The organism is Corallococcus sp. Z5C101001 (assembly GCF_007352635.1).
GTDB classification, from domain to species: Bacteria; Myxococcota; Myxococcia; order Myxococcales; family Myxococcaceae; genus Corallococcus; species Corallococcus silvisoli.
On sequence record NZ_VKLU01000009.1, the window covers coordinates 81,512 to 102,767 of the forward strand.

General features: G+C 70.8%; 22 protein-coding genes. 13 read left to right on the forward strand and 9 right to left on the reverse strand.

Annotated elements, in window-relative coordinates:
- Positions 1–53: 53 nt before the first annotated feature.
- Together FOF48_RS20900 and FOF48_RS20905 are read right to left on the reverse strand one after the other, a co-directional pair.
- Entirely contained in the window at positions 54–1,052 is a 999-nt protein-coding gene (locus FOF48_RS20900) for a protocatechuate 3,4-dioxygenase (RefSeq protein WP_143904417.1), read from the reverse strand.
- A gap of 133 nt (positions 1,053–1,185) precedes the next feature.
- Positions 1,186–1,533: a hypothetical protein gene (locus FOF48_RS20905; RefSeq protein ID WP_143904419.1), complete on the reverse strand. Its 348-nt coding sequence runs from the start codon at positions 1,531–1,533 to the stop codon at positions 1,186–1,188.
- A gap of 177 nt (positions 1,534–1,710) precedes the next feature.
- Here FOF48_RS20905 and FOF48_RS20910 point away from each other — a divergent pair, with 177 nt between their 5' ends.
- The 7 genes from FOF48_RS20910 to FOF48_RS20940 all read left to right on the forward strand — a co-directional run bounded on the left by FOF48_RS20910 (position 1,711) and on the right by FOF48_RS20940 (position 11,143).
- Positions 1,711–2,763: an alpha/beta hydrolase gene (locus FOF48_RS20910; RefSeq protein ID WP_143904421.1), complete on the forward strand. Its 1,053-nt coding sequence runs from the start codon at positions 1,711–1,713 to the stop codon at positions 2,761–2,763.
- Positions 2,764–2,776: 13 nt separating this feature from the next.
- Entirely contained in the window at positions 2,777–3,682 is a 906-nt protein-coding gene (locus FOF48_RS20915; protein WP_143904423.1) for an acetoacetate decarboxylase family protein, read from the forward strand.
- Between the two features lie 118 nt (positions 3,683–3,800).
- A complete protein-coding gene (locus FOF48_RS37180; protein WP_235685726.1) occupies positions 3,801–5,003 on the forward strand; it encodes a hypothetical protein in 1,203 nt (400 codons plus the stop codon).
- The gene (locus FOF48_RS20925) at positions 4,987–6,762 is read left to right on the forward strand and encodes a GMC oxidoreductase (protein WP_143904425.1); all 1,776 of its coding nucleotides are present in this window, start codon (positions 4,987–4,989) and stop codon (positions 6,760–6,762) included. The genes FOF48_RS37180 and FOF48_RS20925 overlap by 17 nt, the downstream gene beginning before the upstream one ends.
- A complete protein-coding gene (locus FOF48_RS20930; RefSeq protein ID WP_143904427.1) occupies positions 6,738–8,531 on the forward strand; it encodes a metallophosphoesterase in 1,794 nt (597 codons plus the stop codon). The genes FOF48_RS20925 and FOF48_RS20930 overlap by 25 nt, the downstream gene beginning before the upstream one ends.
- 719 nt (positions 8,532–9,250) lie before the next feature.
- Positions 9,251–9,937 (forward strand): hypothetical protein, encoded by a 687-nt coding sequence (locus FOF48_RS20935; protein ID WP_143904429.1) that lies wholly within the window; start codon positions 9,251–9,253, stop codon positions 9,935–9,937.
- Positions 9,938–10,183: 246 nt separating this feature from the next.
- A complete protein-coding gene (locus tag FOF48_RS20940; RefSeq protein WP_143904431.1) occupies positions 10,184–11,143 on the forward strand; it encodes a hypothetical protein in 960 nt (319 codons plus the stop codon).
- Positions 11,144–11,159: 16 nt separating this feature from the next.
- On the opposite strand, the gene FOF48_RS20945 is transcribed toward FOF48_RS20940, so the two are convergent.
- The 3 genes from FOF48_RS20945 to FOF48_RS20955 all read right to left on the reverse strand — a co-directional run bounded on the left by FOF48_RS20945 (position 11,160) and on the right by FOF48_RS20955 (position 13,482).
- Positions 11,160–11,630 (reverse strand): hypothetical protein, encoded by a 471-nt coding sequence (locus tag FOF48_RS20945; protein ID WP_143904433.1) that lies wholly within the window; start codon positions 11,628–11,630, stop codon positions 11,160–11,162.
- Positions 11,631–11,805: 175 nt separating this feature from the next.
- A complete protein-coding gene (locus tag FOF48_RS20950; protein ID WP_143904434.1) occupies positions 11,806–13,191 on the reverse strand; it encodes a sigma 54-interacting transcriptional regulator in 1,386 nt (461 codons plus the stop codon).
- Positions 13,192–13,287: 96 nt separating this feature from the next.
- Positions 13,288–13,482, reverse strand: coding sequence for a hypothetical protein (locus tag FOF48_RS20955; protein WP_143904436.1), 195 nt, complete (start codon positions 13,480–13,482; stop codon positions 13,288–13,290).
- Positions 13,483–13,733: 251 nt separating this feature from the next.
- On the opposite strand from FOF48_RS20955, the gene FOF48_RS20960 reads away from it, so the two are divergent.
- Together FOF48_RS20960 and FOF48_RS20965 are read left to right on the forward strand one after the other, a co-directional pair.
- A complete protein-coding gene (locus FOF48_RS20960; RefSeq protein WP_143904438.1) occupies positions 13,734–14,009 on the forward strand; it encodes a hypothetical protein in 276 nt (91 codons plus the stop codon).
- A gap of 50 nt (positions 14,010–14,059) precedes the next feature.
- On the forward strand, positions 14,060–14,794 hold the full coding sequence (locus FOF48_RS20965; RefSeq protein WP_143904440.1) for a PHP domain-containing protein: 735 nt from the start codon (positions 14,060–14,062) through the stop codon (positions 14,792–14,794).
- Here the strand turns inward: FOF48_RS20965 and FOF48_RS20970 are convergent.
- The 4 genes from FOF48_RS20970 to FOF48_RS20985 all read right to left on the reverse strand — a co-directional run bounded on the left by FOF48_RS20970 (position 14,791) and on the right by FOF48_RS20985 (position 17,473).
- Positions 14,791–15,549, reverse strand: a complete 759-nt coding sequence (locus FOF48_RS20970) for a hypothetical protein (RefSeq protein ID WP_143904442.1) — start codon at positions 15,547–15,549, stop codon at positions 14,791–14,793. The genes FOF48_RS20965 and FOF48_RS20970 overlap by 4 nt on opposite strands.
- Positions 15,550–15,603: 54 nt before the next feature.
- Positions 15,604–15,807, reverse strand: coding sequence for a hypothetical protein (locus tag FOF48_RS20975; RefSeq protein ID WP_143904444.1), 204 nt, complete (start codon positions 15,805–15,807; stop codon positions 15,604–15,606).
- A 65-nt stretch (positions 15,808–15,872) separates the two neighbouring features.
- Positions 15,873–16,205, reverse strand: a complete 333-nt coding sequence (locus FOF48_RS20980) for an FmdB family zinc ribbon protein (protein WP_143904447.1) — start codon at positions 16,203–16,205, stop codon at positions 15,873–15,875.
- 17 nt (positions 16,206–16,222) lie between these two features.
- Positions 16,223–17,473, reverse strand: a complete 1,251-nt coding sequence (locus FOF48_RS20985) for a hypothetical protein (protein WP_143904449.1) — start codon at positions 17,471–17,473, stop codon at positions 16,223–16,225.
- A 229-nt stretch (positions 17,474–17,702) separates the two neighbouring features.
- On the opposite strand from FOF48_RS20985, the gene FOF48_RS20990 reads away from it, so the two are divergent.
- From FOF48_RS20990 to FOF48_RS21005, 4 genes are all read left to right on the forward strand, one after another.
- Positions 17,703–18,191: a Fur family transcriptional regulator gene (locus tag FOF48_RS20990; RefSeq protein ID WP_186002004.1), complete on the forward strand. Its 489-nt coding sequence runs from the start codon at positions 17,703–17,705 to the stop codon at positions 18,189–18,191.
- Positions 18,192–18,195: 4 nt separating this feature from the next.
- The gene (locus FOF48_RS20995) at positions 18,196–18,723 is read left to right on the forward strand and encodes a TlpA disulfide reductase family protein (protein ID WP_143904451.1); all 528 of its coding nucleotides are present in this window, start codon (positions 18,196–18,198) and stop codon (positions 18,721–18,723) included.
- Positions 18,724–18,805: 82 nt separating this feature from the next.
- Complete coding sequence (locus FOF48_RS21000; protein ID WP_143904453.1) at positions 18,806–19,087, forward strand: septum formation initiator family protein; 282 nt, start codon at positions 18,806–18,808, stop codon at positions 19,085–19,087.
- On the forward strand, positions 19,084–21,246 hold the full coding sequence (locus FOF48_RS21005) for a sensor domain-containing diguanylate cyclase (RefSeq protein WP_143904455.1): 2,163 nt from the start codon (positions 19,084–19,086) through the stop codon (positions 21,244–21,246). The genes FOF48_RS21000 and FOF48_RS21005 overlap by 4 nt, the downstream gene beginning before the upstream one ends.
- Positions 21,247–21,256 lie beyond the last annotated feature (10 nt).

The following is a 21,256-nucleotide window of genomic DNA, read 5'->3' on the forward strand; positions in this document are numbered from 1 at the left end:
TGCCTCCCTCCGGGCCGGTCCCCCGGAGTGCTCCGGGGGCCCTTCACCCTAGTTCACGGCATCCCGCCATCGAAGCCCGGCGGAGGAGGCCCCATGCCCCCATCGAAGCCCGGCGGAGGCCCCATGCCTCCGTCGCCGCCCGGCGGGGGACCGCCGCCTCCCCCGCCGCCCCCCGGGATGGCGCACTGCGCGCTGGCGAGCGACGAGCGGATGACCAGCGTCTTGGAGGCCAGCATCGCGCCATCCGCCATGCGCTGGGTGGTGAAGAGGTAGTTGCCCACGCTGTCCGCGGACACGACGTTGTCGTTGGCGTTGGTCGTGTCCCGGGGGCCGCGCGTGTTGTAGAGCGGCTGCGTGTTGACGATGTCGTCGTTGACGGTGTCGTCGAAGAACAGCTGCGACGTGACGAACTCCTGGCCGCCCACGCGAACCGTGAAGTGGATGTGGATGGTGCGGCTGCTGTACCAACCGGGGAAGCACGTGTCGAAGTCCACGCGCCCGTTCGCGTCCGTGGTCTGCACGCCGCGGAACCACCGCGCCGCGCGGGCCACCGCGTCCCCGGAGGTGCAGAAGTCGCTGGCGTCCTCGCCGGAGTAGAGCCCTTCCGGCGCCGCGTGCCAGATGTCCACCGTGGCGTTGGGCACGGGGACGCAGTTCTCGTTGACGATGAGGAAGGACAGGCGCACCGGGAGGCCGTCATGGCCCTCGCTGATGTCCTTGCGCGCCACGGTGGTCGCGTAGCAGGGGCCCAGCGTGGCCTCGCAGGTGAGGTTGCACACCGTGCCCAGCCCCGACGCGAACGGATCCGGGTAGCTGGCGGCGGCCGTCATCGCCGCGGTGCCGCCGGTGGCCCAGACGCCCGGGTCGGTGAAGCCGGCGTCGGTGACGCCCGCGTCGGTCGCGCCACCGGGGTCCACCGGAGCGTCCTCGCCACCGCAGGCGACGAGCAGCTTCGCCACGGGGACCGCGGCCAGCGACAGGCCAATGCCACGCAGGATGCTTCGGCGCGTGATGACCTTGAGGGATGGGTCCTGAGGGGATTCGCTCTTCATCCGGGGTTCCTCCGGGAGCTCGGGAGCCAGGAGCGGCGGGGGTGCCGCTCTCGGGGCCGTCCGGGGCTGACCGGACGACGAACCGGTTATCTCGGGTGAACCTTAAGCAATCCTTACGCGAAAGGTCCGCGACTCAGGAAAAGCGCACCCGGAAGGTGGCGAGGAGCGGACCCGCCGCCCGGCCGTCCGCCGGAGTCTTCGGACCGCCCTCGGGGAGCTTCGTCCCCAGCTCCTCCAGCGCGGGCTTAATCGCGTCGAAGGCGGCGAGCGCGTCGGCCGCGTTGTCGAAGAAGCGGGGGTGCACGAGCCAGCCCGACACGCCGCAGGTGACGACGTGGAAGGAGCGGGAGTCGTCCGCTTCGTAGGTGAGGCGCAAGAGGTCGCGGAGTCCTTCGTCCCGCGTGATGGTGCCGCCCTGGCTGCCCATGCTCCCGAGCGTCGCGCCGCCCTCGTAGTCACTCCAGCCGCTGTCCTCGGTCATGCCTTCATGCTTACCACTGGAGGCCCGGGACGTGACGGGGGGCGGCGCGTCAGGGAGGCGCCGCGCCGTTCCGCGAGGCCCCGGTCGGGACGGGCGAGGGGCCGCGCGGCCGGGATCGCGCACCGGTTGTCGCCCCCCGGGGATCGCCCCAGGTTTGCGCTGTGGGGGGCTGCCGTCATGTTCGCGGAACCACTGCTTGAGCCGCGCTACTCCGAGGAGGTCGTCCCCTTCCTGTCGGGTGATGGCCGCGCGCTGCACCTGGTCCACCTGCGCGGGTTCGAGGGGGCGGACAAGGGGCCGGTGGTGCTGGTGCATGGCGCGGGCGTGCGCGGGAACATCTTCCGCGCGCCGGTGCGTCGCACGGTGGTGGATGCGCTGATCGACGACGGCTACGACGTGTGGCTGGAGAACTGGCGCGCGAGCATCGACGTGGAGCCGGGCGATTGGACCCTGGACCAGGCGGCCGTGCTGGATCACCCGCCGGCCATCCGCACCGTCTTGGAGAAGACCGGGGCCGACACCGTCAAGGCCATCATCCACTGCCAGGGCTCCACCAGCTTCACGATGGCCGCGGTGGCGGGGCTGCTGCCGGAGGTGGACCTCATCCTCAGCAACGCGGTGTCGCTGCACCCGGTGGTGCCCGCGACCGCGCGGTGGAAGCTGCGCTATGTCGCGCCGCTCGTCTCGCACCTGACGTCGTACCTGGATCCGCAGTGGGCCTTCGAGGGACCCACGCGGACGGCGCGGATGCTGACGCGCGTGGTGCGCGCGACGCACCACGAATGCGACAACCTGGTCTGCCGCTGGACGAGCTTCACCTACGGGACGGGCTTCCCGGTGCTGTGGCGGCACCAGAACCTGAACTCCCGCACGCACGACTGGCTCCAGGACGAGTTCGGCCCGGTGCCCTTCAGCTTCTTCCGCCAGATGGAGCGCTGCGTGCGCGCGGGCCACCTGGTGCCGGTGGACGGCTTCCGCGCGCTGCCGGAGGACCTGGGCGAGCGCGCGCCCCAGACGGACGCGCGGTTCGTCTTCTTCGCGGGGGAGGAGAACCGCTGCTTCCTCGCGGAGAGCCAGCGCCGCAGCTTCGAGCACCTGGAGCGCTTCCACCCGGGACGGCACGCGCTGCACGTGCTGCCCGGCTACGGACACCTGGACGTCTTCATGGGCAAGCACTCGGCCCAGGACGTCTTCCCCCTCATCCTCTCCGAGCTGGACCGCCCGGTGTGACGAAAGGCCCCCCATGTTCCTTCCTCGACGCATCCAGAGGCAGTCTGGCCGCTATTCGCGGGTGGACGACATCCCGTACGCGTTGCCCGTGAACTCGAAGGGGGCGCCCGCGTTGATGGCCGCGTTCACCGTGGATGCGCGCCGCGTGGCGAACCTGCTGCCCGGCAATGAGCTGCACCCGCTGCGCGTGTCGCGCGAGCGCAGCGTGCTGCTCATCTCCGTCATCGACTACAAGGACACGGACATCGGCGCGTACATCGAGTTCAGCATCGGGCTGGCGTGCACGCACGGGCGCAGGCCGGCGCCGCCGCTGCTGCCGCTGTTGTTCCCGAAGCACTTCGGCGTGGGGCAGTACGTGGTGGACCTGCCAGTGAACACGGAGGTCTCCGTGAAGGGCGGCAAGGGCATCTGGGGCATGCCCAAGCACCTGGCCCGGCTGGACTTCCGGATGGAGAACGGTTCGGTGAGCAGCCGCTACGAGGAAGGCGGCCAGCAGGCGGTGCGCGTGCGCATCGAGCGGCCGAAGCGCGCGTGGCTGCCGCTGCGCGCCGCGGCGGTGAACTACTGCGCGTTCCGGGGGATGTTGATGAAGTCCTCCCTCTACTTCCGGGGCCGGTTTGGCTTCCGGTTCGGGCGGCGGGCCTGGTCCACGCTGGAGTTGGGAGACCACCCGCGCGTGCAGGCGCTGCGGGACTTGAGCATCGCCCGGCGCGCCTTCTTCACCGGCTTCTTCCCTGCGTCGTACGGCGTGCTGGATGACCACTTCGAGGCGTGGTTCCTCACCCAGCCCACGCTGCCCGCCGCCACGTACCCGGAGGGGCTGGAGAGCGTCGTGGACCTGGGCCAGGGCCAGACGCCGATGCCGCCTCCGGAGTCGGACGGGATGCGGACGGGAGGGCTCCAGGAAGTCCGGCCATGACGGCGATGAAGCTCTCGGCAGGAGGCCCTTCCGTGCGCTGGCTCCCGGCCGTGGAACAGCGCTCGGTGGAGCGCGGGCGCCTGGATGCGTCCCCCGCGCCGCGCGGGGAGGTCCCCGGATGAGCGCGGGCGTGTCGCGATGGCTGGCGCGGCAGGCCCGCGTCCACGGGCGCGTGTGGCGCTGGGCGCTCGCGGTCATTGGATGGGCCACGCTGGTCGCGGGCGTGGTGCGGATGGTGCTGCCGGGAGCGGAGCTGCGCCTGATGTCCGCGGATGCGTCCGTCACGTCCGCTCAGCTCTTCCGCGCCACGGGCTTGTTCATGGTCCTGTTCGGTGGCCTGTTGTTGCATGGCCTGCATGAGCCCCGGGCGAATCCCGCCGCGTTCCTGTGGTCGGGGCTCCAGCGGGTCGGTGCGTGCGCCATGCTGGTGCTCGCCGTGGGGCGAGGGCTGGTGTCGCCGCTGTCCCTGTTCGCGGCGGCGTTCGACGCGCTGGCCGCCGGGGTGGTGCTCGGGTTCTACGCGACGCTGCGCCAGGGCGAGCAGGTCATCTCCGTGCTCAAGCCGGACGCCCACGCGGGATCCATCACCGCCTCGACCCTCATTGACCAGGGCTCCTCGGACGCCTGGCGCTCCCCGTCGGTGGCGGACGCCCGAGGCCTGCCCCTCTCCCTGGAGGACACCCCGATGCCCGAATCCGCTCCCGACCTGACCTTCCGCGAGACGATGTCTGGTCCGCTCGCGATGGGCACCTCCGACCCCGAAGCCGGTGCGCACGACGGCCGCTCCACGCCGTTCACCATGCATTGCACCATCCTCATCGACGACATGGACGCCTTCGTCCGCGATCCCAACCACGTCGCCCGGCTGGTGGCGCACGTGCAGTACAAACCCCTGGGCCTGGACCTGCCCGTGCCGGAGGGGAGCTTCAACCTCTTCCGCGCCACCGATGATCCCCGCACGAAGATCATGACCTATGGCCTGCGCTTCCAGGCCCACGGCCAGGACTACTTCCTGGATGGCACCAAGACGCTGCGCGACGACCCGGGGCCCGACCTCTGGCACGACACCACGCGCCTCTACAGCCACCTGCACGAGGGCCCCGACGCCAGGAGTCCCGTGGTGGGCGCCGGCATCCTGGTGCTGAGCATGCGGGAGCTGCTTCGGCTCGTCTCCAGCATGCGCTCCTCGCGCGAAGGCACGGAGGGCCTGCGCAGGGTGGCCGAGTTCGGCCACCTGTTCCTGGGCGCGCTCTGGGACCTCTACGCCTCCGAGGCGCCGCTCCGGGGCGAAGGGGAGGCGGCGCATGGCCACGAGCGCTGAGCACTTCGATGTCGTCATCGTGGGCTCGGGCTTCGGGGGATCGGTGATGGCGTGGCGGCTGGCGGACGCGGGCCTGCGCGTGTGCGTGCTGGAGCGCGGCAAGGCGTACCCGCCCGGCTCCTTCCCGCGCAGTCCCCACGACATGCGCCGCAACTTCTGGGATCCGAGCCAGGGCATGCACGGGCTCTTCAACCTCTGGTCCTTCAAGGGGCTGGGGGGCGTGGTGTCCGCGGGGCTGGGCGGGGGTTCGCTCATCTACGCCAACGTGCTCCTGCGCAAGGAGGAGAAGACCTTCATCCACGAGGATCCCCGCGACGGCGGTTACGAGGACTGGCCCGTCACTCGCGCCGACCTCGATTCCCACTACGACGCCGTGGAGCGGATGATGCGCGTGCAGCGTTACCCGCTGGAGCACGCCCCGTATGCCTCCACCGCGAAGACGCTGGCCCTGCGGCTCGCCGCCCAGCGCCTGGGGCGCGCGGACGACTGGCAGTTGCCGCCGCTGGCGGTGACGTTCGGCAACCGCGGCGAGGTGCCCGTCCCCGGCGACCCGATCCGCGAGGAGCACCCCAACCTCCACGGGCGCCCGCGGACCACGTGTCACCTCTGCGGCGAGTGCGACATCGGCTGCAACACGGGGAGCAAGAACACGCTCGACCACACCTACCTGTCCGCGGCGAAGCGCGCCGGGGCGGAGCTGCGCACGCGCGCGGAGGTGACGGAGCTGTGGCCCGCGGAGCATGGCGGCTACGTGGTGCGGTACCTGGATCATACGGACGTGGCGGAGAACGTCCCGCGCGAGGGCCCCCAATCGCAGTTGCCCCGCACCACGGTGACGGCGGACCGGCTGGTGTTGGCGGCGGGCACGTTCGGGACCCCGTACCTGCTGCTGAAGAACCGGCGGAGCTTCCCCGCGCTGAGTGAGGCATTGGGTTCGCGCTTCTGCGGCAACGGGGACCTGCTGGGCTTCATGCGTCAGTGCCGCGACACGAGCACGGGTCAGCAGCTGCCGCGCATCCTGGACGGCGGGCACGGCCCGGTCATCACCAGCGCGCTCCACTTCCGGGGTGAGGAAGAGGGAGGAGCGGGCCGGGGCTACTACATCGAGGACGCGGGCTACCCGGAGTTCGTCAACTGGCTCTACGAAGCCGCGCATCAGGTGCCGCTGGTGAAGCGCGGCCTGCGCCTGGGATGGCGCATCGTGCGGGGCTGGACGGGCCTCACGCGCGACACGGACGTGAGCGAGGAGATCGCCGAGCTGCTTGGAGACTGCCTGGGGTCCGCGACGTCGCTGCCGTTGTTGGGCATGGGGCGTGACATCCCCAACGGGCACATGCGGCTGACCCGGGACGAGATGCTGGACATCGACTGGAGGGTGAGCGGTTCGCGCGAGTACTTCGCGCGGGTCCACCAGTCGATGGCGGACATCGCGCACACGCTCGAGGGGACGCTGGTGCAGAACCCGCTCAGCTACGTGAGCCGGGTCATCACCGTGCACCCGCTGGGGGGCTGCCCCATGGGACGGGGGACGGAGACGGGCGTGGTGGATGCTTGGGGCGAGGCCTTCGGACATCCGGGGCTGTATGTGGCGGACGGCTCGATGATGCCGGGCCCCACGGGCCCCAATCCGAGCCTCACCATCGCGGCGCTCGCGGATCGCTTCGCGGACGCGATCATCGACGCACGCACCCGCGTGGCGCCCGTGCGCGCGTGGCAGGCTCCGGAGGAAGGATCATGGCCGTCCGCGCCTCCGACGTGAGCCGCTTCCCGGGCCGGCGGGCGCGGCGGCGCAAGCAGCCGCCGGACACGCCCGAGGGGCGGCCGATGGTGTCCTGGTACGACCCGGGCGTGCTCGTGAAGTCGGGCCTGAAGACGCTCCTGTCAGGGACCTTCGGGCGGCAGGCGGACCGGCGGCTGTTGGACGCGGTGGCTCGGCCCCAGCCGTTGGCGTTCGACTACGCGGAGGACGAGGAGGGGCGTCCGCGCGAGGAGCTGTGGCTGGACTACGTCGCGGACCTGGGGGACGGCTGGAACTCCACGTACGCGGTGGCGTCCTCGGTGATGGCGCCGGAGCTGGACCTGGAGGACCCGACGGGGCAGGTGCACCGAACACGGGGTGGGGACGTGCTCGTGTTCGGCGGGGACGAGGTCTATCCGACGGCGAGCGTGGAGGAGTACCAGGCTCGCACGGTGGCGCCGTACGCGGCGGCGCTGAACCGGCGCCGCCACCGGCCGCACCTGTTCGCGGTGGCGGGCAATCACGACTGGTACGACGGGCTGGTGTCCTTCACGCGCCTGTTCTGCCAGGGACGGTACTCACCGGGCTGGCGCACGAAGCAGCAGCGGAGCTACTTCGCGCTGAAGCTGCCGCATGGCTGGTGGTTGCTGGGGACGGACATGCAGTTGGAGTCGGACCTGGACGCGCCGCAGGTGGAGTTCTTCCAGCAGGTCGCGGCGCGGATGCGCGGCACGGATCGGGTGATTCTCTGCAACGCGGAGCCCGCGTGGATCCACCAGCAGGTGAAGCCCCGTGCGGGCCGCGGCTTCCTGGATCACAACATCGACTTCCTGGAGCAGAAGGTGCTGGGCAAGAAGGTGAGCGTGTTCCTCGCGGGGGACCTGCACCACTACCGCCGGCACGAGAACGGGGAAGGGCGGCAGAAGATCGTCGCGGGTGGGGGAGGGGCCTTCCTGCATCCCACGCACCTGCCGAAGGTGGACCGGCGGCCGGATGGCTTCGTGTTGAAGGAGTGCTATCCGCCGAGGGAGACGTCCCGGCGGCTCACCTGGCGCAACCTGCTGTTCACCGCGATCAACCCGTGGTTCAGCGTGTTCATGGGCGGCGTCTACACGTTGCTGGGCTGGGGCGTGGCCGCGAGGTTGAGCGAGGGTGCCGAGGGCGCACCGCCGTTCCGGGAGGTCCTCAACGCGGCGTTGCAGAGCACGGGGTCGATGGTGCTTGGCGCGGCGACGGTGCTGGGCACCGTCGTGTTCGCGGACAGCCGCAGGGGGAAGCGCTGGCGGCAGGTGTCGGGGGCCGTGCATGGAGGGGTGCACCTGCTCCTGGCGCTGCTGCTGACGTGGGGCGTGTCCGCGATCGCGGCGCCGCTGGCGAGCGAGCTGCAATGGAGCCTGCGCCGCGACTTGTTCAGTGGCCTGCTGCTCTTCGGTGGCGGCGCGCTGGTGGGGCCGTTCGTCATGGGCCTCTACCTGCTGCTGTCGCTCAACGTCTTCTCATGCCATCCGAACGAGGCGTTCTCGTCGCTGTCCATCCCGGACTGGAAGAACTTCCTCCGGCTCCACTTCGACGCGGAGGGAAGGCTGACGGTGTACCCGGTGGGGTTCCGCCGCGTGCCGCGCAGGTGGATGCGTGGGCGTCCCGCGGAGGACCCGGAATGGGTGCCGGACCCGGCGGACACCCGGGCCACGCCACCCAGGCTCATCGAGCCACCCATTGTCATCGGGCGTACGAAAGCGCTTCCGGTGACGCCGGATACCGGTCCGCCTGATGCTGCGACCAGGATCTAAACAGGGCCCTGCTCGGACTGTGTACCGCTGCTTAGAAGCGAACAGCGGGCTCCGACGCTTGATCAGGCTGCTGAAGCGTCAGCCTAGGACCAGTTTCGCGCAATCCGACCGGCAGCGGGTGCGCTGACGTGTCTGGCGAAGCAAGGTAACAGGAACAACTTGTTCTCAGTGCGGTCCAACTTTCAAGAAGCACAACTCCGAGGCCCTCAATGCAAGAACCCACGACGCGAAATCATACTGCCATCGTGAATCACTGGATGGCGCTGAGTCTGAGTGTGCTGCTTGAGTCCGTATTTTTTCAGCACGCCGGATTCTCCCTCAGCATGAGTTGGGTGGCCGAGTGGAAGTCCGACACTCATCCGGGAGCCACTTCGAAATCGTCGGATGGATGGGTCAACTAGTCGCCTTCACGTAGCCCATCCGGTTGAGGCGCTGCCGTCCGGGGCGTATGCGCGGACGTGCAGTGCCGCTCCGCGAGGTCGTGGGGCGCGGGTTGAAATCTGAATGTTGGTCCGCTGCTGGTGACCAGGGTTCCTGTTGGAAGTGACAAGGGTTCTTGTTCCCACGCCTGCTGTTCCGATAGCAGGCGTGGGGATTTTCCCTACGGCATCGCTCACCGGTCAATCCAGACCCGCCGTCCCTGCCTCTATGACAGGCGGCGAACCGCAATCGCCGAGGCAGTTTGAGCGGCGCGGGCCGAAGTCCTACGCTTAGCGCCCATGAAGGCGATGCTCCTATCCCTGATGCTCTTCGGCGCCGCGCCGTCAGGCCCCGCGCCGTCGTCCCTGCCTCCCGAAGCGCTGGGCGCGCCCCCGCTCGTGGATGTGTCTCCCACCGCGTGGTCCTGCACCGTCGACACGCTCCGCGCGGGAAAGGAATGCGTGTTCGAGGCGGAGGTGCCGCCACCCGGCGCCCCCAACGCCAACCAGGAGGCCGCCAACGTCAAGCTCCTCAAAGACGCGTCGCGCGCGCTCTGCACGGAGGCCGTCAGCAACGCCCGTGACGGCACGCCGGACGCGAAGCTCGTCGCCGTCTGCGAGCGCAAGTACGCCGATGTCGTGGGCCGCTGCGGCATCGACGGTGGCTCGCCGGTGGTCGACACCAAGGGCCGCTTCGCGCCCGCGGCCCGTGCCTGCTACCGCGCGCTGTCCACCGTGCTCCAGGACGTGCAGTTGATGGCGTCCGTGGCCTCCACCTGCTGCGAGTGCGCCGCGCGCAGCCAGTGCCCCGGCAATGGTGAGCGCTGCTACGCGGACGTGTCGCGCCAGCAGGCCGGGCCCGGGACGCTCGCGTGCATGGACGAGCGGTGCCACGACGCCTGCTCCATGATGCTGCCCCCGTCCGCGTCCATCCCCCGGTCGGAGCCTTCGCACGGAAGCCAGCGCTCCGGCTCCGCCGCGCTGTAGCCCCCGTCCTCCCGCCAAGGCTCGCATGACTCCACCGCGCACAAGCCCGCCGCCCGGCTCCGCCGCGCAGGAGTCCCCGCGAAGCCTTTCCCGGCTCCACCGCGCACAAGCCCGCCGCCCGGCCCAACCGCGCTGGAGTCCCCGCAGCGCCCTTCACGGACCTTCATGACTCCACCGCGCACAAGCCCGTCGCCCGGCCCTACCGCGCTGGAGTCCACCCATCGCCCTGCACAGGAGTCCCGCTCCATGTCCCGTCTTTCGCTGCTGACCCTGTTGGGTGCACTCGCTACCGGCTGTGGTGCCGCGCACTCCCACGTGGCCCTCGAGGACCGCACCCTCACGGACGCGCCGCCCCCAGCCCCGCCTGCGTCCTCGGCCCGGCCCGCCACGGAGCAGCCGCCTGCGTCGCCGCATGACGCCCGCGCGTTCCTCGCCCGCTATCCCACGCCCGCCGCCTGCGAGGGCGCCGCCCGCAAGCTCCAGGCGACGTCGCGCGACGACGCGTGGCTGGCGCTGAAGCTCTGCGTGGAGGCCCCCGGCTTCACCCAGCTGGGCGCCGTGCTCGGCAGCGCGTGGACCGAGGACCTCCGCGTGCGTCCGGACGCGGCACCGCTCATCGCCCGCGTGGTGGCCCAGCGCGGCGGCAGCGTGGATGGGGAGCTGCGCCTGCTCCACTCGCGCAAGGTGCCCATCTTCTCGCTCGCCTCCGCCATCGCCCAGCCGGACACCTACCGGGGCCGCTATGTGCTCCTGCGCGCGCAGGTGGCGGACCAGCGCTCCGAGGGCGAACGCCCCACGCTGTGGCTCGTGGAGCAGGGCCTCCAGGCCGTCGGCTCCCGCCGGGAGGTCGGCATCGCGTACCACACCGACTCCGTCTCGGAGACCTCCGGTGACCTGGGCGGAAGGACGGCGCTGACAGGCGAGGGCCGCGTGGGCGGCTCCATCTTCACTCGCGAGAGCACCACCCAGTCCGCCTCCGAGCGGACGTACGACAACAGCTCCGAGGAGACCGGCCGCGAGGCCCTGGGCCGACTCGCCGCGCCGGATCCGTTCCTGGAGACCCGCCGCGACTACGTCATCCTCGCGCGCTTCGACGGCCTGCGCGTCACGTCCGGGATGACCACCGACGACGAGGACGAGGGCCCGAAGATCCCGGTGCTCACCATCGTGAGCTACCACCTGCCGCAGGCGCTCGCCGTCTACTGACGCGCGCGCCCGTCCCTCAGCGCTTCACCGGCGCCGGCGTCGCCGCGGCAGTCATGTCGCGCGACGGCGTGCCGGAGTAGATCTCCACGTCGGTCGCCACCCAGGTCCCCAGCCGCTCGCCGTAGGTGGTGTGGACCAGCGCCCCTGGCTGCAACTGTGAGCGGGCCACGCGCTGGCCGTCGCGGAGGATGCGCGTGGACGGCGCCACCGAGAAGGGCCGCTCCACGCCGTCGTCATCCCGCACGGTGAAGCCCCGGCTGCCTGCGCTCGTCACCGTGCCGTAGAAGTCCGGGAGGTCCTGGGCCAGCGCGTCACCCACGCTCCCGCTTCCACCGGTGCCCTCCGGCGGCCCCTCCGAAGGGGCCTGGAACACCGCGAGCCCGGGCCGCGTGCCGCTCTCGACGACCGCCCCCTCTCGTGACTGGCACGCGATGGCGCACAGCGTGAGTCCTCCGACGAACAGCCACCTCCCGAATCCCTGGCGCATGGGCCCCACCTCGCGTGCGTTGGTGCTCCCAAAGATGGGCCGGAAACGTGGGCCGACAACCACCCCCGCCGGGGAGGCCCGCCCCAGTGTCTCCCGGGCCACGGCGACCGCGACCAGGGGAGGACCCAGGGAGGGAGGCGCCCGCACCCGACGAGCGGGGCAGGGGAGGACCCGCTCAGTCCGGCCCGGACGCCAGCCCGTGCTTGCGCAGCAGCTTGCGCAGGTAGACCCGGTCGATGCCCGCCTCGCGCGACGCCTTCGACACGTTGCCGCCGCAGCGCTCCAGCAGCGTCTTCAGGTAGTCGCGCTCGAAGCCCTCGATGAGGCGCTCCTTCGCTTCCTTGAAGGGAAGGTCCGCCGCCAGCGACTGCGTGTCCTCGGGGCCCAGGTCCTGGGGCGGCGCGCGCGGAGGCGGCGTGTCGGGCAGGTCCGGCAGCGCCGACTCGCCCAGGCTCACCACCCGGTCCACGACGTTGCGCAGCTCCCGCACGTTGCCCGGCCACGGGTACTGGGCCAACAGCGCGCGAGTCTGGTCCGACAGGGCACTGGGCGGCTTGCCCATGCGCTCCAGCACCGTGTCGATGAGCAGCGGGATGTCCTCCGGGCGCTCGCGCAGGGGCGGCAGCGTCGCGCGCAGCACCGCGAGCCGGTGGAACAGGTCCCCGCGGAAGCGGCCCGCCTTCACCGCGCCCTCCAGGTCCTGGTGCGTGGCGGCCACCACCCGCACGTTCACCGAGCGATAGTCGTTCGCGCCCACCCGCTTCACCTGCCGGCGCTCCAGCGCGCGCAGCAGCCGGGGCTGGACCTCCAGCGGCAGCTCCCCGACTTCATCCAGGAAGAGCGTGCCCCCATGCGCGCGCTCGAAGGCGCCCGCCCGGTCCGCCTGCGCCCCGGTGAAGGCGCCCTTCACATGGCCGAACAGCTCCGACTCCAGGAGCTGCGGCGCCACGCCCGCCAGGTCCACGATGACGAAGGGCCCCTTGGAGCGCCCGCCGTGGGTGTGCAGCGCCTCCGCGCACAGCTCCTTGCCCGTGCCCGTCTCCCCTTGGATGAGCACGTCGGATTCGCCCTGCGCCACGCGCTCCAGCAGGGTGAACACCTCCCGCATGCGCCGGCTGGAGCCCACCAGGTTGCCGAACCGTTCACGGTTGGACAGGGGCAGGGTGTGCGCCTTCTCACCCTCCGGGACGAGCTTCAGCTCCGTGGTGCCCAGCGTCAGCACCGCTCCGGGGCGCACCTCCAGGGTGGTGAAGCGCATGCCCTCGCAGAACGAGCCGTTGCGCGAGCCCACGTCCACCGCCTGGACGCTGTCCTCGCGCACGTCCAGCAGCAGATGACTGCGCGACACCGCCCGGTCCGCGACGACGATGTCCGACCCGGGATCCGCTCCCACCCGGTACCGCCCCGGCGTCAACGGGTAGCCATGGCCCGCGTCCGGCCCGGACAGCACCACCAGCCGCACCCGCACCCGCGCCGTCCGCATCGCCGGCAGCGCGTCCGTCCGAAGCTGACGGTCCTCTTCCCCGCTGTCATCCCCGAAGCGCGCCACGGCGCGGACCATAACATACGGAAATGGAAAGGCCCGGCCTCCCCGCGCGCACCGGAAGATGCGCGTACGCGGGAGGACGGGCCGGGATGACGCGGGCAGGCTCGGGGGTCAGGCCGGCGGCTTCGCGTGCTTGTAGAACAGCACCAAGGTGTAGCAGTGGAACTCGTTGTCCGAGGACTGGCAGACGACCCGGTCCACGATCTCAAGATCCGAGTTGCTCTTGATCCAGCGGGTGACGTTCTCACCCAACTCTTCCCGCTCCTTGGCCTTCGTAGCGGAGAAGACCTTCACGCCCGTGAACATCGCCTGCCACTCCTTGTGCGGTGGTGAGAAAAGGCTGACCGGGAGTTATCGCACACGCCTTTTCAAGGTGTCAAAAATGCGGCGCGCCGAAAGTTGGGGACCCGTGAGGAGGCAGGGGGGCGCGGAGGGTGGGGGTTTGCAGGTCCCAGGGCATGCATAGGTTCACCCGGTCGCACCCGGTTCTTGGATTGGGGCGGGGCCCGGGGCCGTGGCGGTCCCAGGGGCATGGGCGGGAAAAAGGGGGCAGGACCGTGGACATGAAGACGAAGAAGGACCTGGCGGTGGACTTCATCAACACCATCCGCACCATGGAGCCGAGCGCGCTCAATGCCCTCATCGTCAAGGAAGCGGGCGAGGAGCTGGCGCAGTTCTTCCTGAACTACAGCGCCAACCTCATCTCCAAGGACCCGTCGCGGGTGCTGGAGAACACCTCGTCGCTGATGCTGATGGGCTACCTCATCCGCACCTACGAGGAGAAGAACAGCCAGGCCCGGCAGGGCAACTTCCAGTCCTACGCCTACGCCTGAGCGCCGGTGCTCGACAGGCCCCGGGGAGGCCTGTTAGGTACGCGTCGCCCATGCTCATCGACCTACACGCCCATTCCCATCTGTCCAAGGGGTGCGACCTGGAGCCGCGCGCCGTGCTCGAGCGGGCGGCGATGTTCGGCCTGGACGCGGTGGCGTTCACGGAGACCAACACCCAGGACGGCTGCGACGAGCTCTTCGAGATCGGCGCCAGGTCCAAGGTGAAGGTCTTCGTGGGGCTGGAGCTGGTGACGGACCGGGGCCAGTACCTGTGCTTCTTCCCGAAGCCGGAGCTGGCGCCGGAGCCCGTGCAGATGTGGGGCAGCAACCGAGAGAAGCCCTGGAGCGCGGCCGAGTGCCTGCCCAAGGTGAAGGCCCTGGGCGCGGCCATCGTCGCGGCCCGCCCGTTCGACCGTGACGTGCCCAACCCGGCCATGGACTACGTGCGCTCGCTGTCGGGCGTGCTGTGCGCCGTGGAGGGCTACAACGCCAAGGTGAAGCAGACGGCCAACGACCTCGCCGTGGAGGCCGCGGACGGGCTCAAGCTGCCCTGCGTGGGGGGCAGCGACGCGCGCGGCTCCCTAGACGAGATGGGCCGGGGCGCCACCTTCTTCAAGCGCGACGTGCTCACCCAGGCGCAGCTGGTGGAGGAGCTCTTCAAGGGCGACTTCTGGCCGGTGATGGCCGGCGAGCTGCCCCGCCTCACCCGGCCGGGCGAGGCCCAGGCCCAGCGCAAGGGCGGCGGCGGTGGTGGCAAGAAGCAGCACCGCCGCGGCGGCCGGCGCTAAGGCCCTCGGGGCAGGACGGACGCGCCCGCTTCCTCCGCGCGCACCAGCCGCCCGTCGGTGAGGAACGCCTTGCGGCGCTCCCCGGGGTAGCGCCACTCCTCGTTCTTCGCGGTGCCCTCCAGCGTGCGGCGCACCGTCTCGGGCGGGCCCCAGGCCATGCGCACCGCGTCCGCGGGCATGTCCGCCACCAGCTTCTTCGTGCGCACCGCCTCCCGCACCGCCGCGCTGAAGCCGTCCAGCTGCGCCTTGGGCGAGTGGGGCGACAGCGTCTTCTCCAGCTCCGCGCGGAAGTCGTCCGGCCGGTCCAGGTTGGGCGGCAGCACCAGCACCACCTGCTCCCCGGCGGGAGCGCCCTCCACCGTCACGTACACCCACGGCCAGGTGCGCGGGGAGTAGAGGACGCGCTCGGTGATGGCCCAGGCGGTGGGGAACTCCACCTTCGTGATCCGCACGCGCGAGCCCGCCGGGAGGGTGGCCTGGATGGGACCGGGGTCGAGGGGCTTGCCCTGCGTGTCATCCACCAGCCGCACGTCCTCTGGAGGGTAGGGCGTCAGCAGCCGCTTGGACGCGTCCCCGAAGAAGGGCGTCAGGTAGGCGGAGACGCGCAGGAACCGCTCCGCGTCCGGGCCGGTGAGGCTCCGGTCCAGCGAGGCGCGATCCTCGGGGGACATGCGGGTGGCGGAGGCGCAGCCGGTGGCCACGACGGCCACGAGCGGCACCAGGAGGAGGGACGACAGCGAGCGGAAGGGAGGCATGGCACCTGGAGGCGCGCGGGATGGGGCGCGCGCGCGGCGGTGGCCAGCTTTAGCCTAGCGGATGGCCTGCGTCAGCGCCGGCGTACCCGCCGCGGCGAGCTTGCCGTCGCGGCAGCCCCGCTGGGGGGGACACACCGGACCGCGGCCGTGGGGGTCGGCCACCAGGAGGAATCGTCCCTGCCCCCGCGCATCCGTCAGCTCCGGATGGCCGCACAGCGCGCAGTGGCGGGGGGGACGCTTCGAGGGAGGAAAGGGCACGCGTCAAGTCTGCGCCCGCCCCGCGCCCCCAGCGAATTTTCAGCCAGGGACGCCGGTGCCCCGCGCTACGACTTGTCGCCGGACGCGGTCGACGTGCTGGGGGCCGCCGCCGGAGCGCTGGCCGCCGGGCTGCTCGCCGCGGGGGTTGACGACGACGCGGACCCAGACGACGAAGAAGAGGAGGACGATGACGAACCGCCGCCGTCCTTCTTCGTGGAGCCGTACAGGTCCGAGTACCAGCCGCCGCCCTTGAGGTGGAAGCTGGAGCGGCTGACCTGCTTGGTCAGCGTGCCCGGGGCGCCGCACGCGGTGCACGCGGCGGGCGTCGGGTCGGAGATCTTCTGCAGGACGTCGATGGTCTTTCCGCAGGCCGAACAGCCGTACTCGTAGATGGGCATGGGGTGGGTACCTCGTCTCAGTGCGAAGGGGGAACGACCTGGGCGGAGAGCTGCTTGCGCAGCGACTCCGTCAGGTTCAGGCGCTCGAAGGCGCGGGTGACCAGCTCCGCGGGTGCGCCGTGCTGACGAGCCACGACGTTGGCCAGCGAGTGGAGATCGGTGGCGCTCGGCAGGGCATCCTTCGCCAGCCGCTCCAGGTCCTTGCGGAGCGCGTCGATGAAGCGCTTCTGGATGCCCAGGTCCGCCAGGTACTTGTCCCGGCCGAGCAGGTCCAGCCGGTGCGTGAGGTGGGACGTCGCCAGCACCTCGTTGCGGAAGCGCTCGCGCAGGGCCTCCACCTCTTCGGTGAGCCTGAGCGCGTGGGTGAGCCGCTGCAGCTCGTTGGGGCTCAGGCCCAGTGACCAGCCCACGCGGCCGGTGGCGCCGCGCTGGGCGGCGAAGGCGGTCAGGAGGTTGTCGCGCTCGCGGGCCTCCAGCGTCTCCATGATGCCGTGCTGGCGGAGGGCGTTCTCCATGTCCACCTGGGTCAGCTCGCCGCGCGGACCGTTGTAGCGGTGCTCCAGCGTGCGCAGCAGCGAGTAGCGGTGCTCCGTGGCCTCGATGGCGGCCTCCAGCGTCTCCTTGCCCTCCGAGCGCGTCAGCTCGAAGAACGACAGCCGCTGGGCCTCCACGCGGGTGAAGCGGCCACGGGGGCGGGGCAGCTCGCGCTTGAGGAAGCGCGGGGCCTCCTCGTCCTGGGAGGGGGCGGCCTGGGCGGCGGTCTCCGGCGCGTCCGCGGCGTCATCGCCGTCCGCGGTGTCGGGGGCGCGCTTCTTGGGCGCGATGCGCTCCTGGACGGCGGCGGCCTCCGCCTTGGCGCTCTTGCGGCGGCCCGCCTTCGCGTCCACCTCGTCGCCAGCCGGGGTGGGCAGCGCGAAGGTGGGCGTCGTGGGGGCGGGCGCGGGGGGAGGGGTCTTCTCCTCGCGCACCTGGGCCAGCTCCTGGGCCACGTCGTAGTAGCCGCACTGCTGGCGCTGGGCCGCGAGCGACGGCGTCACGCCGCGCAGGATGTCCACCACCGCGAAGGGCCCCAGGGGGGACGCCTCCGGTTCACCGTCCGTGAGGGCGCGGACCCGGAAGTCCTCCTCCTCGGTGAGGAGCGAGAGCGCCTCGCGGACCTGCTGCGCGGGGGCCGGGGCCTTCGCGCGTCGGCAGAAGTCCGACACCGCCACCGCCACCGGGGTGGGTACATCATCGGGCTGCCGTCTTCTCTGCCAGGGACTGATCATGGAAAGGTTCGGAAAAATGCTCGTTTACGAGGGCGGATGCCTCTATCTTCGCGGCCAGACAGGTGTCAATGAGCCAGTCCGGCCTCAATGTAAACAGCTCACGCGCGGCGCAAGTCGACGACCGTGGTAGTCAGCAGGGGAGCGGGCGCTTCCCGAGCCGGGCCGGCGAAATAGTCTTGCGGGGGCGGGCATCCCAGCCTCAACACATGTGGTGCTCCAGAGATTGCAGATGACGACCCATAGCCACTCCCACGCCCATTCCCCGCTGGACAAGGATGACGTCCTGGCCCGCTACATGGCCCAGCACGGCCTGAAGAGCACGCGCCAGCGCAGCCTCATCATCGACACGTTCTTCGCCGTGGGCGGGCACCTGTCCGTGGAGGAGCTGTGGAACAAGGTGCGCGAGCAGGACACCAAGGTGTCCGTGGCGACCGTGTACCGGACCATGAAGCTGCTCAACGAGTGCGGTCTGGCGCACGCGCGCAACTTCGGCGACGGGCAGACGCGCTACGAGGCGGCGGCGGGGCGGGAGCACCACGACCACCTCATCTGCACGAGCTGCGGCACCATCGTGGAGTTCGAGAACGACCGCATCGAGACGCTCCAGGACGCGGTGGCGCGCAAGCACGGCTTCACGGTGACGTCGCACAAGATGGAGCTGTACGGCCTGTGTCGCGACTGTCAGCTCCGGGGTGGCCCCCCGGGGACGGAGGCCTGAGCGCGTGAGCCCGGTGCGAGGGCGCGCCCTGGTGTGTGCCGTGGCCCTGGGCGTGCTGTCCCTGTCCGGCTGTCACCGGAACAGCGGGCCGGTGGACGCCGGGCCCGCGTTCCTCCGGGCGCTCTGGCTGCCGTCGGTGGGGCCCACGCGCTACGACCCCCGGCAGCTCCCGGGCAAGGTGGTGCTGGTGTCCTTCCTGGCCACCTGGTGCTTCCCGTGCCTGGCGGACCTGCCCACGCTGGAGCAGCTGCAGAAGACGTACGGCCCCCAGGGCTTCCAGGTCGTCGCGGTGGGCATGGACATCGACGAGGGCCGGGTGCTGGGGCCGTTCGCGGACCACTACGCCTTCCCCTTCCCGGTGCTGCTGTCCGACGAGCACATGCGCGCGGGGCAGAGCGCGTTTGGCCGCATCCGCGGGCTCCCCAGCACGGTGCTGCTGGACAAGCGCGGCCGCGCGGTGGCCGCGTGGCAGGGCGTGGAGGGCCAGTCGGACGTGGCGAAGGCCATCGAGAAGCTGCTGAAAGAGGACTGAGTTCCCGCGCGGCCCGGGGTGCTACAGGGCTGGAGCGGAATTCTTGCGGGCAGGGGGGCCGCTGGTACCTTCGCCGGCGCTCATGACGTCCCGGCGAAAGCTCCTGATGGTGGCGGCGGTGGTGGCGGTGGCCCTGAGCCTCGCTTCGGTGGCGGACGCCAAGGGGTTCCGCCGTTACCTGCGCCTGCGCCAGGACGTGGAGGCGCTCGACGGGCGCAACCGCGCGCTGGCCGCGCAGAACGACGCGCTTCGCAAGGAGATCGCCGCGCTCCGCCAGGATCCGGCGGCGCTGGAGCAGTCCGTGCGTGAGGAGCTCGGCTACGTGAAGCCGGGCGAAATCGTCTTCCACCTGGAGTCGCCATGACCTCGCTGCCTGTGGTGCCCTCTCCGGCGAAGCTGGTGCGCGCGTTCTTCCGCGCCATCCCCGCGGCCGTGGCGCTGGCCACGTTCGTCCATCTGGCGCGCGGCGGGTTCCGGGGGCTGCACACGCTGGGGTGGACGGAGGCGGCGCTGGTGGTGGGGCTGCTCGTCGGCATTGGCATGGCGGCGTGGCGCCGGGCGATGCGCTCCTCGGTGGGCGCGGTCATCGACCTGCGCGACGACCTGGAGCTGGGCGGCGGGCTCATCTCCGCGGCGTTCATCGTGGTGGCGATTGGCGGCGGGGAGCTGTTCCCCATCGTCTACCTGTTGATGGCGTTCCTGGTGGCGTTCCTGCCGCGCAACGCGGGCATGACGCTGCTGGGCGTGGCGCTGGTGTTCGACGGGCTGGTGACGCTGGGCGGGCCGGTGGTGAACCTCACCGGCTTCCTGACGCACACCCTGTTCCTGGCGCTGTTCGCGGGCCTGTACCACCTGGTGTTGTCCGCGCGGATGGCGGTGGCGAAGCGGGCGGAGTCGGACGCGGTGCAGAAGCGCATCCGCGAGGTGGAGGAGCGCGCGCGCACCTTCCGGCTGGTGAGCTCCGGGACGCAGGACAGCTTCAGCGGGATGAGCTCCGACGAGAAGTGGCTGGTCGCGTCGGTGAAGGAGATTGAGGGCGCGGTGCACGCGGCGCTGGAGATCGCGGAGACGGGCCTGCGCACGGACACGTGCGCGGCGTTCCTGCTCACGTCGGATGACCGGAGCCTGAAGCTGTACGACTGCCGCTCGGGGTCGGAGCGGGTGCAGCGCGAGAAGTTCAACGCGGGCGAGGGCATCATCGGCGGGGTGTTGAAGCGCCGCGCGCCGGTGCGGATGAACTCGCCGCAGGGGCTGAAGGGCGTCACGTACTACGAAGGCGGCGGTCCCACGGTGCAGGCGCTGCTGGCGGTGCCCATCCTGGAGGGCAGCGGCCTGGTGCGCGGCGTGCTGGTGGCGGACAAGCTGAAGAACGAGCCGTTCACCGACCAGGACGAGAAGCTGCTCACGACGATCGCGGGCGAGGTGCTGCGCTCCATCGAGGTGGAGCGGGTGATGAGCTACATCCGCAAGACGCGCGACGAGAAGGACCGGTTCTTCCGGGCCATCGAGGAGCTGAACCGCGCGGGCAGCCCGGATCAGGTGTTCGTGGCGGTGCTGGAGTCGACGCGGCAGCTGGCGGGCCTGGACTTCTGCGCGGTGACGCTGGTCTCCGAGCAGGAGGGCAAGCGGGTGCACCGCGTGATGCGGATGACGGGCGTGACGGCGCAGGGCAAGGCGCTGGAGGGCCGCACGTTCCAGGACAACAACGGCCTGGTCGCGAACGTGGTGCGCTACGGGGCGCCGCTGCCGGGGCGGGACATCAAGGCGATGGACCGCCAGGTCATCTTCGATGAGGAGACGCAGGTGCGCGGGCTGGGCGCGCTGAAGATCTTCCCGCTGGTGGCGGGGGACCGCATCCTGGGCACGCTGGTGGCGGGGTCGCGCAAGAAGGCCGCGTTCGAGCAGGACGTGCTGCGGATGATTGAAGTCATCGCGATCCAGGCGGCGCAGGCCGTCTTGCGCGCGCAGCTCTACGAGCAGATGGAGCGGATGGCGACGACGGACGGCCTCACGGGGCTGCTCAACCACCGCACGTTCCAGTCGCGCGCGGACGACATCCTGGCGCAGGCGCGGCGCTACCAGCGCAAGTGCTCCATCGTGTTGACGGACGTGGACCACTTCAAGAACGTGAACGACACCTACGGCCACCCCACGGGCGACCAGGTGCTCAAGGGCGTGGCGCGCATCATCAAGACGCTGGCAAGGGACACGGACGTCGTCGCGCGCTACGGCGGCGAGGAGTTCGTGATGGTGATGCCGGAGACGGACGCGCAGGGCGCGAAGGTCATCGCGGAGCGCATCCGCGAGGCGGTGATGGCGGAGGTGTTCCAGACGGAGATGGGCCCGCTGCGCATCACCATGTCGCTGGGCATCGCGACGTTCCCGGACAACGCGCTGGAGAAGCAGCAGCTGATCGACCTGGCGGACCAGTGCCTGTACCACTCGAAGCGCAACGGCCGGAACCAGTCCGTGACGGTGGCGCAGATGCAGGGCGGCCGGAAGCTCCAGGCGGTCGCGGAGTAGGGCCGCGGTG

What these genes read in the sequence shown, in the direction of transcription:
- FOF48_RS20970 (WP_143904442.1), bottom strand. Translation starts at nt 15,549, where the DNA reads ATGCCTCCCTTCCGCTCGCTGTCGTCCCTCCTCCTGGTGCCGCTCGTG.
- FOF48_RS20965 (WP_143904440.1), top strand. Translation starts at nt 14,060, where the DNA reads ATGCTCATCGACCTACACGCCCATTCCCATCTGTCCAAGGGGTGCGAC.
- FOF48_RS20910 (WP_143904421.1), top strand. Translation starts at nt 1,711, where the DNA reads ATGTTCGCGGAACCACTGCTTGAGCCGCGCTACTCCGAGGAGGTCGTC.
- FOF48_RS20925 (WP_143904425.1), top strand. Translation starts at nt 4,987, where the DNA reads ATGGCCACGAGCGCTGAGCACTTCGATGTCGTCATCGTGGGCTCGGGC.
- FOF48_RS20950 (WP_143904434.1), bottom strand. Translation starts at nt 13,191, where the DNA reads ATGGTCCGCGCCGTGGCGCGCTTCGGGGATGACAGCGGGGAAGAGGAC.
- FOF48_RS20900 (WP_143904417.1), bottom strand. Translation starts at nt 1,052, where the DNA reads ATGAAGAGCGAATCCCCTCAGGACCCATCCCTCAAGGTCATCACGCGC.
- FOF48_RS21005 (WP_143904455.1), top strand. Translation starts at nt 19,084, where the DNA reads ATGACCTCGCTGCCTGTGGTGCCCTCTCCGGCGAAGCTGGTGCGCGCG.
- FOF48_RS20945 (WP_143904433.1), bottom strand. Translation starts at nt 11,630, where the DNA reads ATGCGCCAGGGATTCGGGAGGTGGCTGTTCGTCGGAGGACTCACGCTG.
- FOF48_RS37180 (WP_235685726.1), top strand. Translation starts at nt 3,801, where the DNA reads ATGAGCGCGGGCGTGTCGCGATGGCTGGCGCGGCAGGCCCGCGTCCAC.
- FOF48_RS20940 (WP_143904431.1), top strand. Translation starts at nt 10,184, where the DNA reads ATGTCCCGTCTTTCGCTGCTGACCCTGTTGGGTGCACTCGCTACCGGC.
- FOF48_RS20955 (WP_143904436.1), bottom strand. Translation starts at nt 13,482, where the DNA reads ATGTTCACGGGCGTGAAGGTCTTCTCCGCTACGAAGGCCAAGGAGCGG.
- FOF48_RS20985 (WP_143904449.1), bottom strand. Translation starts at nt 17,473, where the DNA reads ATGATCAGTCCCTGGCAGAGAAGACGGCAGCCCGATGATGTACCCACC.
- FOF48_RS20915 (WP_143904423.1), top strand. Translation starts at nt 2,777, where the DNA reads ATGTTCCTTCCTCGACGCATCCAGAGGCAGTCTGGCCGCTATTCGCGG.
- FOF48_RS20930 (WP_143904427.1), top strand. Translation starts at nt 6,738, where the DNA reads ATGGCCGTCCGCGCCTCCGACGTGAGCCGCTTCCCGGGCCGGCGGGCG.
- FOF48_RS20905 (WP_143904419.1), bottom strand. Translation starts at nt 1,533, where the DNA reads ATGACCGAGGACAGCGGCTGGAGTGACTACGAGGGCGGCGCGACGCTC.
- FOF48_RS21000 (WP_143904453.1), top strand. Translation starts at nt 18,806, where the DNA reads ATGACGTCCCGGCGAAAGCTCCTGATGGTGGCGGCGGTGGTGGCGGTG.
- FOF48_RS20935 (WP_143904429.1), top strand. Translation starts at nt 9,251, where the DNA reads ATGAAGGCGATGCTCCTATCCCTGATGCTCTTCGGCGCCGCGCCGTCA.
- FOF48_RS20990 (WP_186002004.1), top strand. Translation starts at nt 17,703, where the DNA reads ATGACGACCCATAGCCACTCCCACGCCCATTCCCCGCTGGACAAGGAT.
- FOF48_RS20980 (WP_143904447.1), bottom strand. Translation starts at nt 16,205, where the DNA reads ATGCCCATCTACGAGTACGGCTGTTCGGCCTGCGGAAAGACCATCGAC.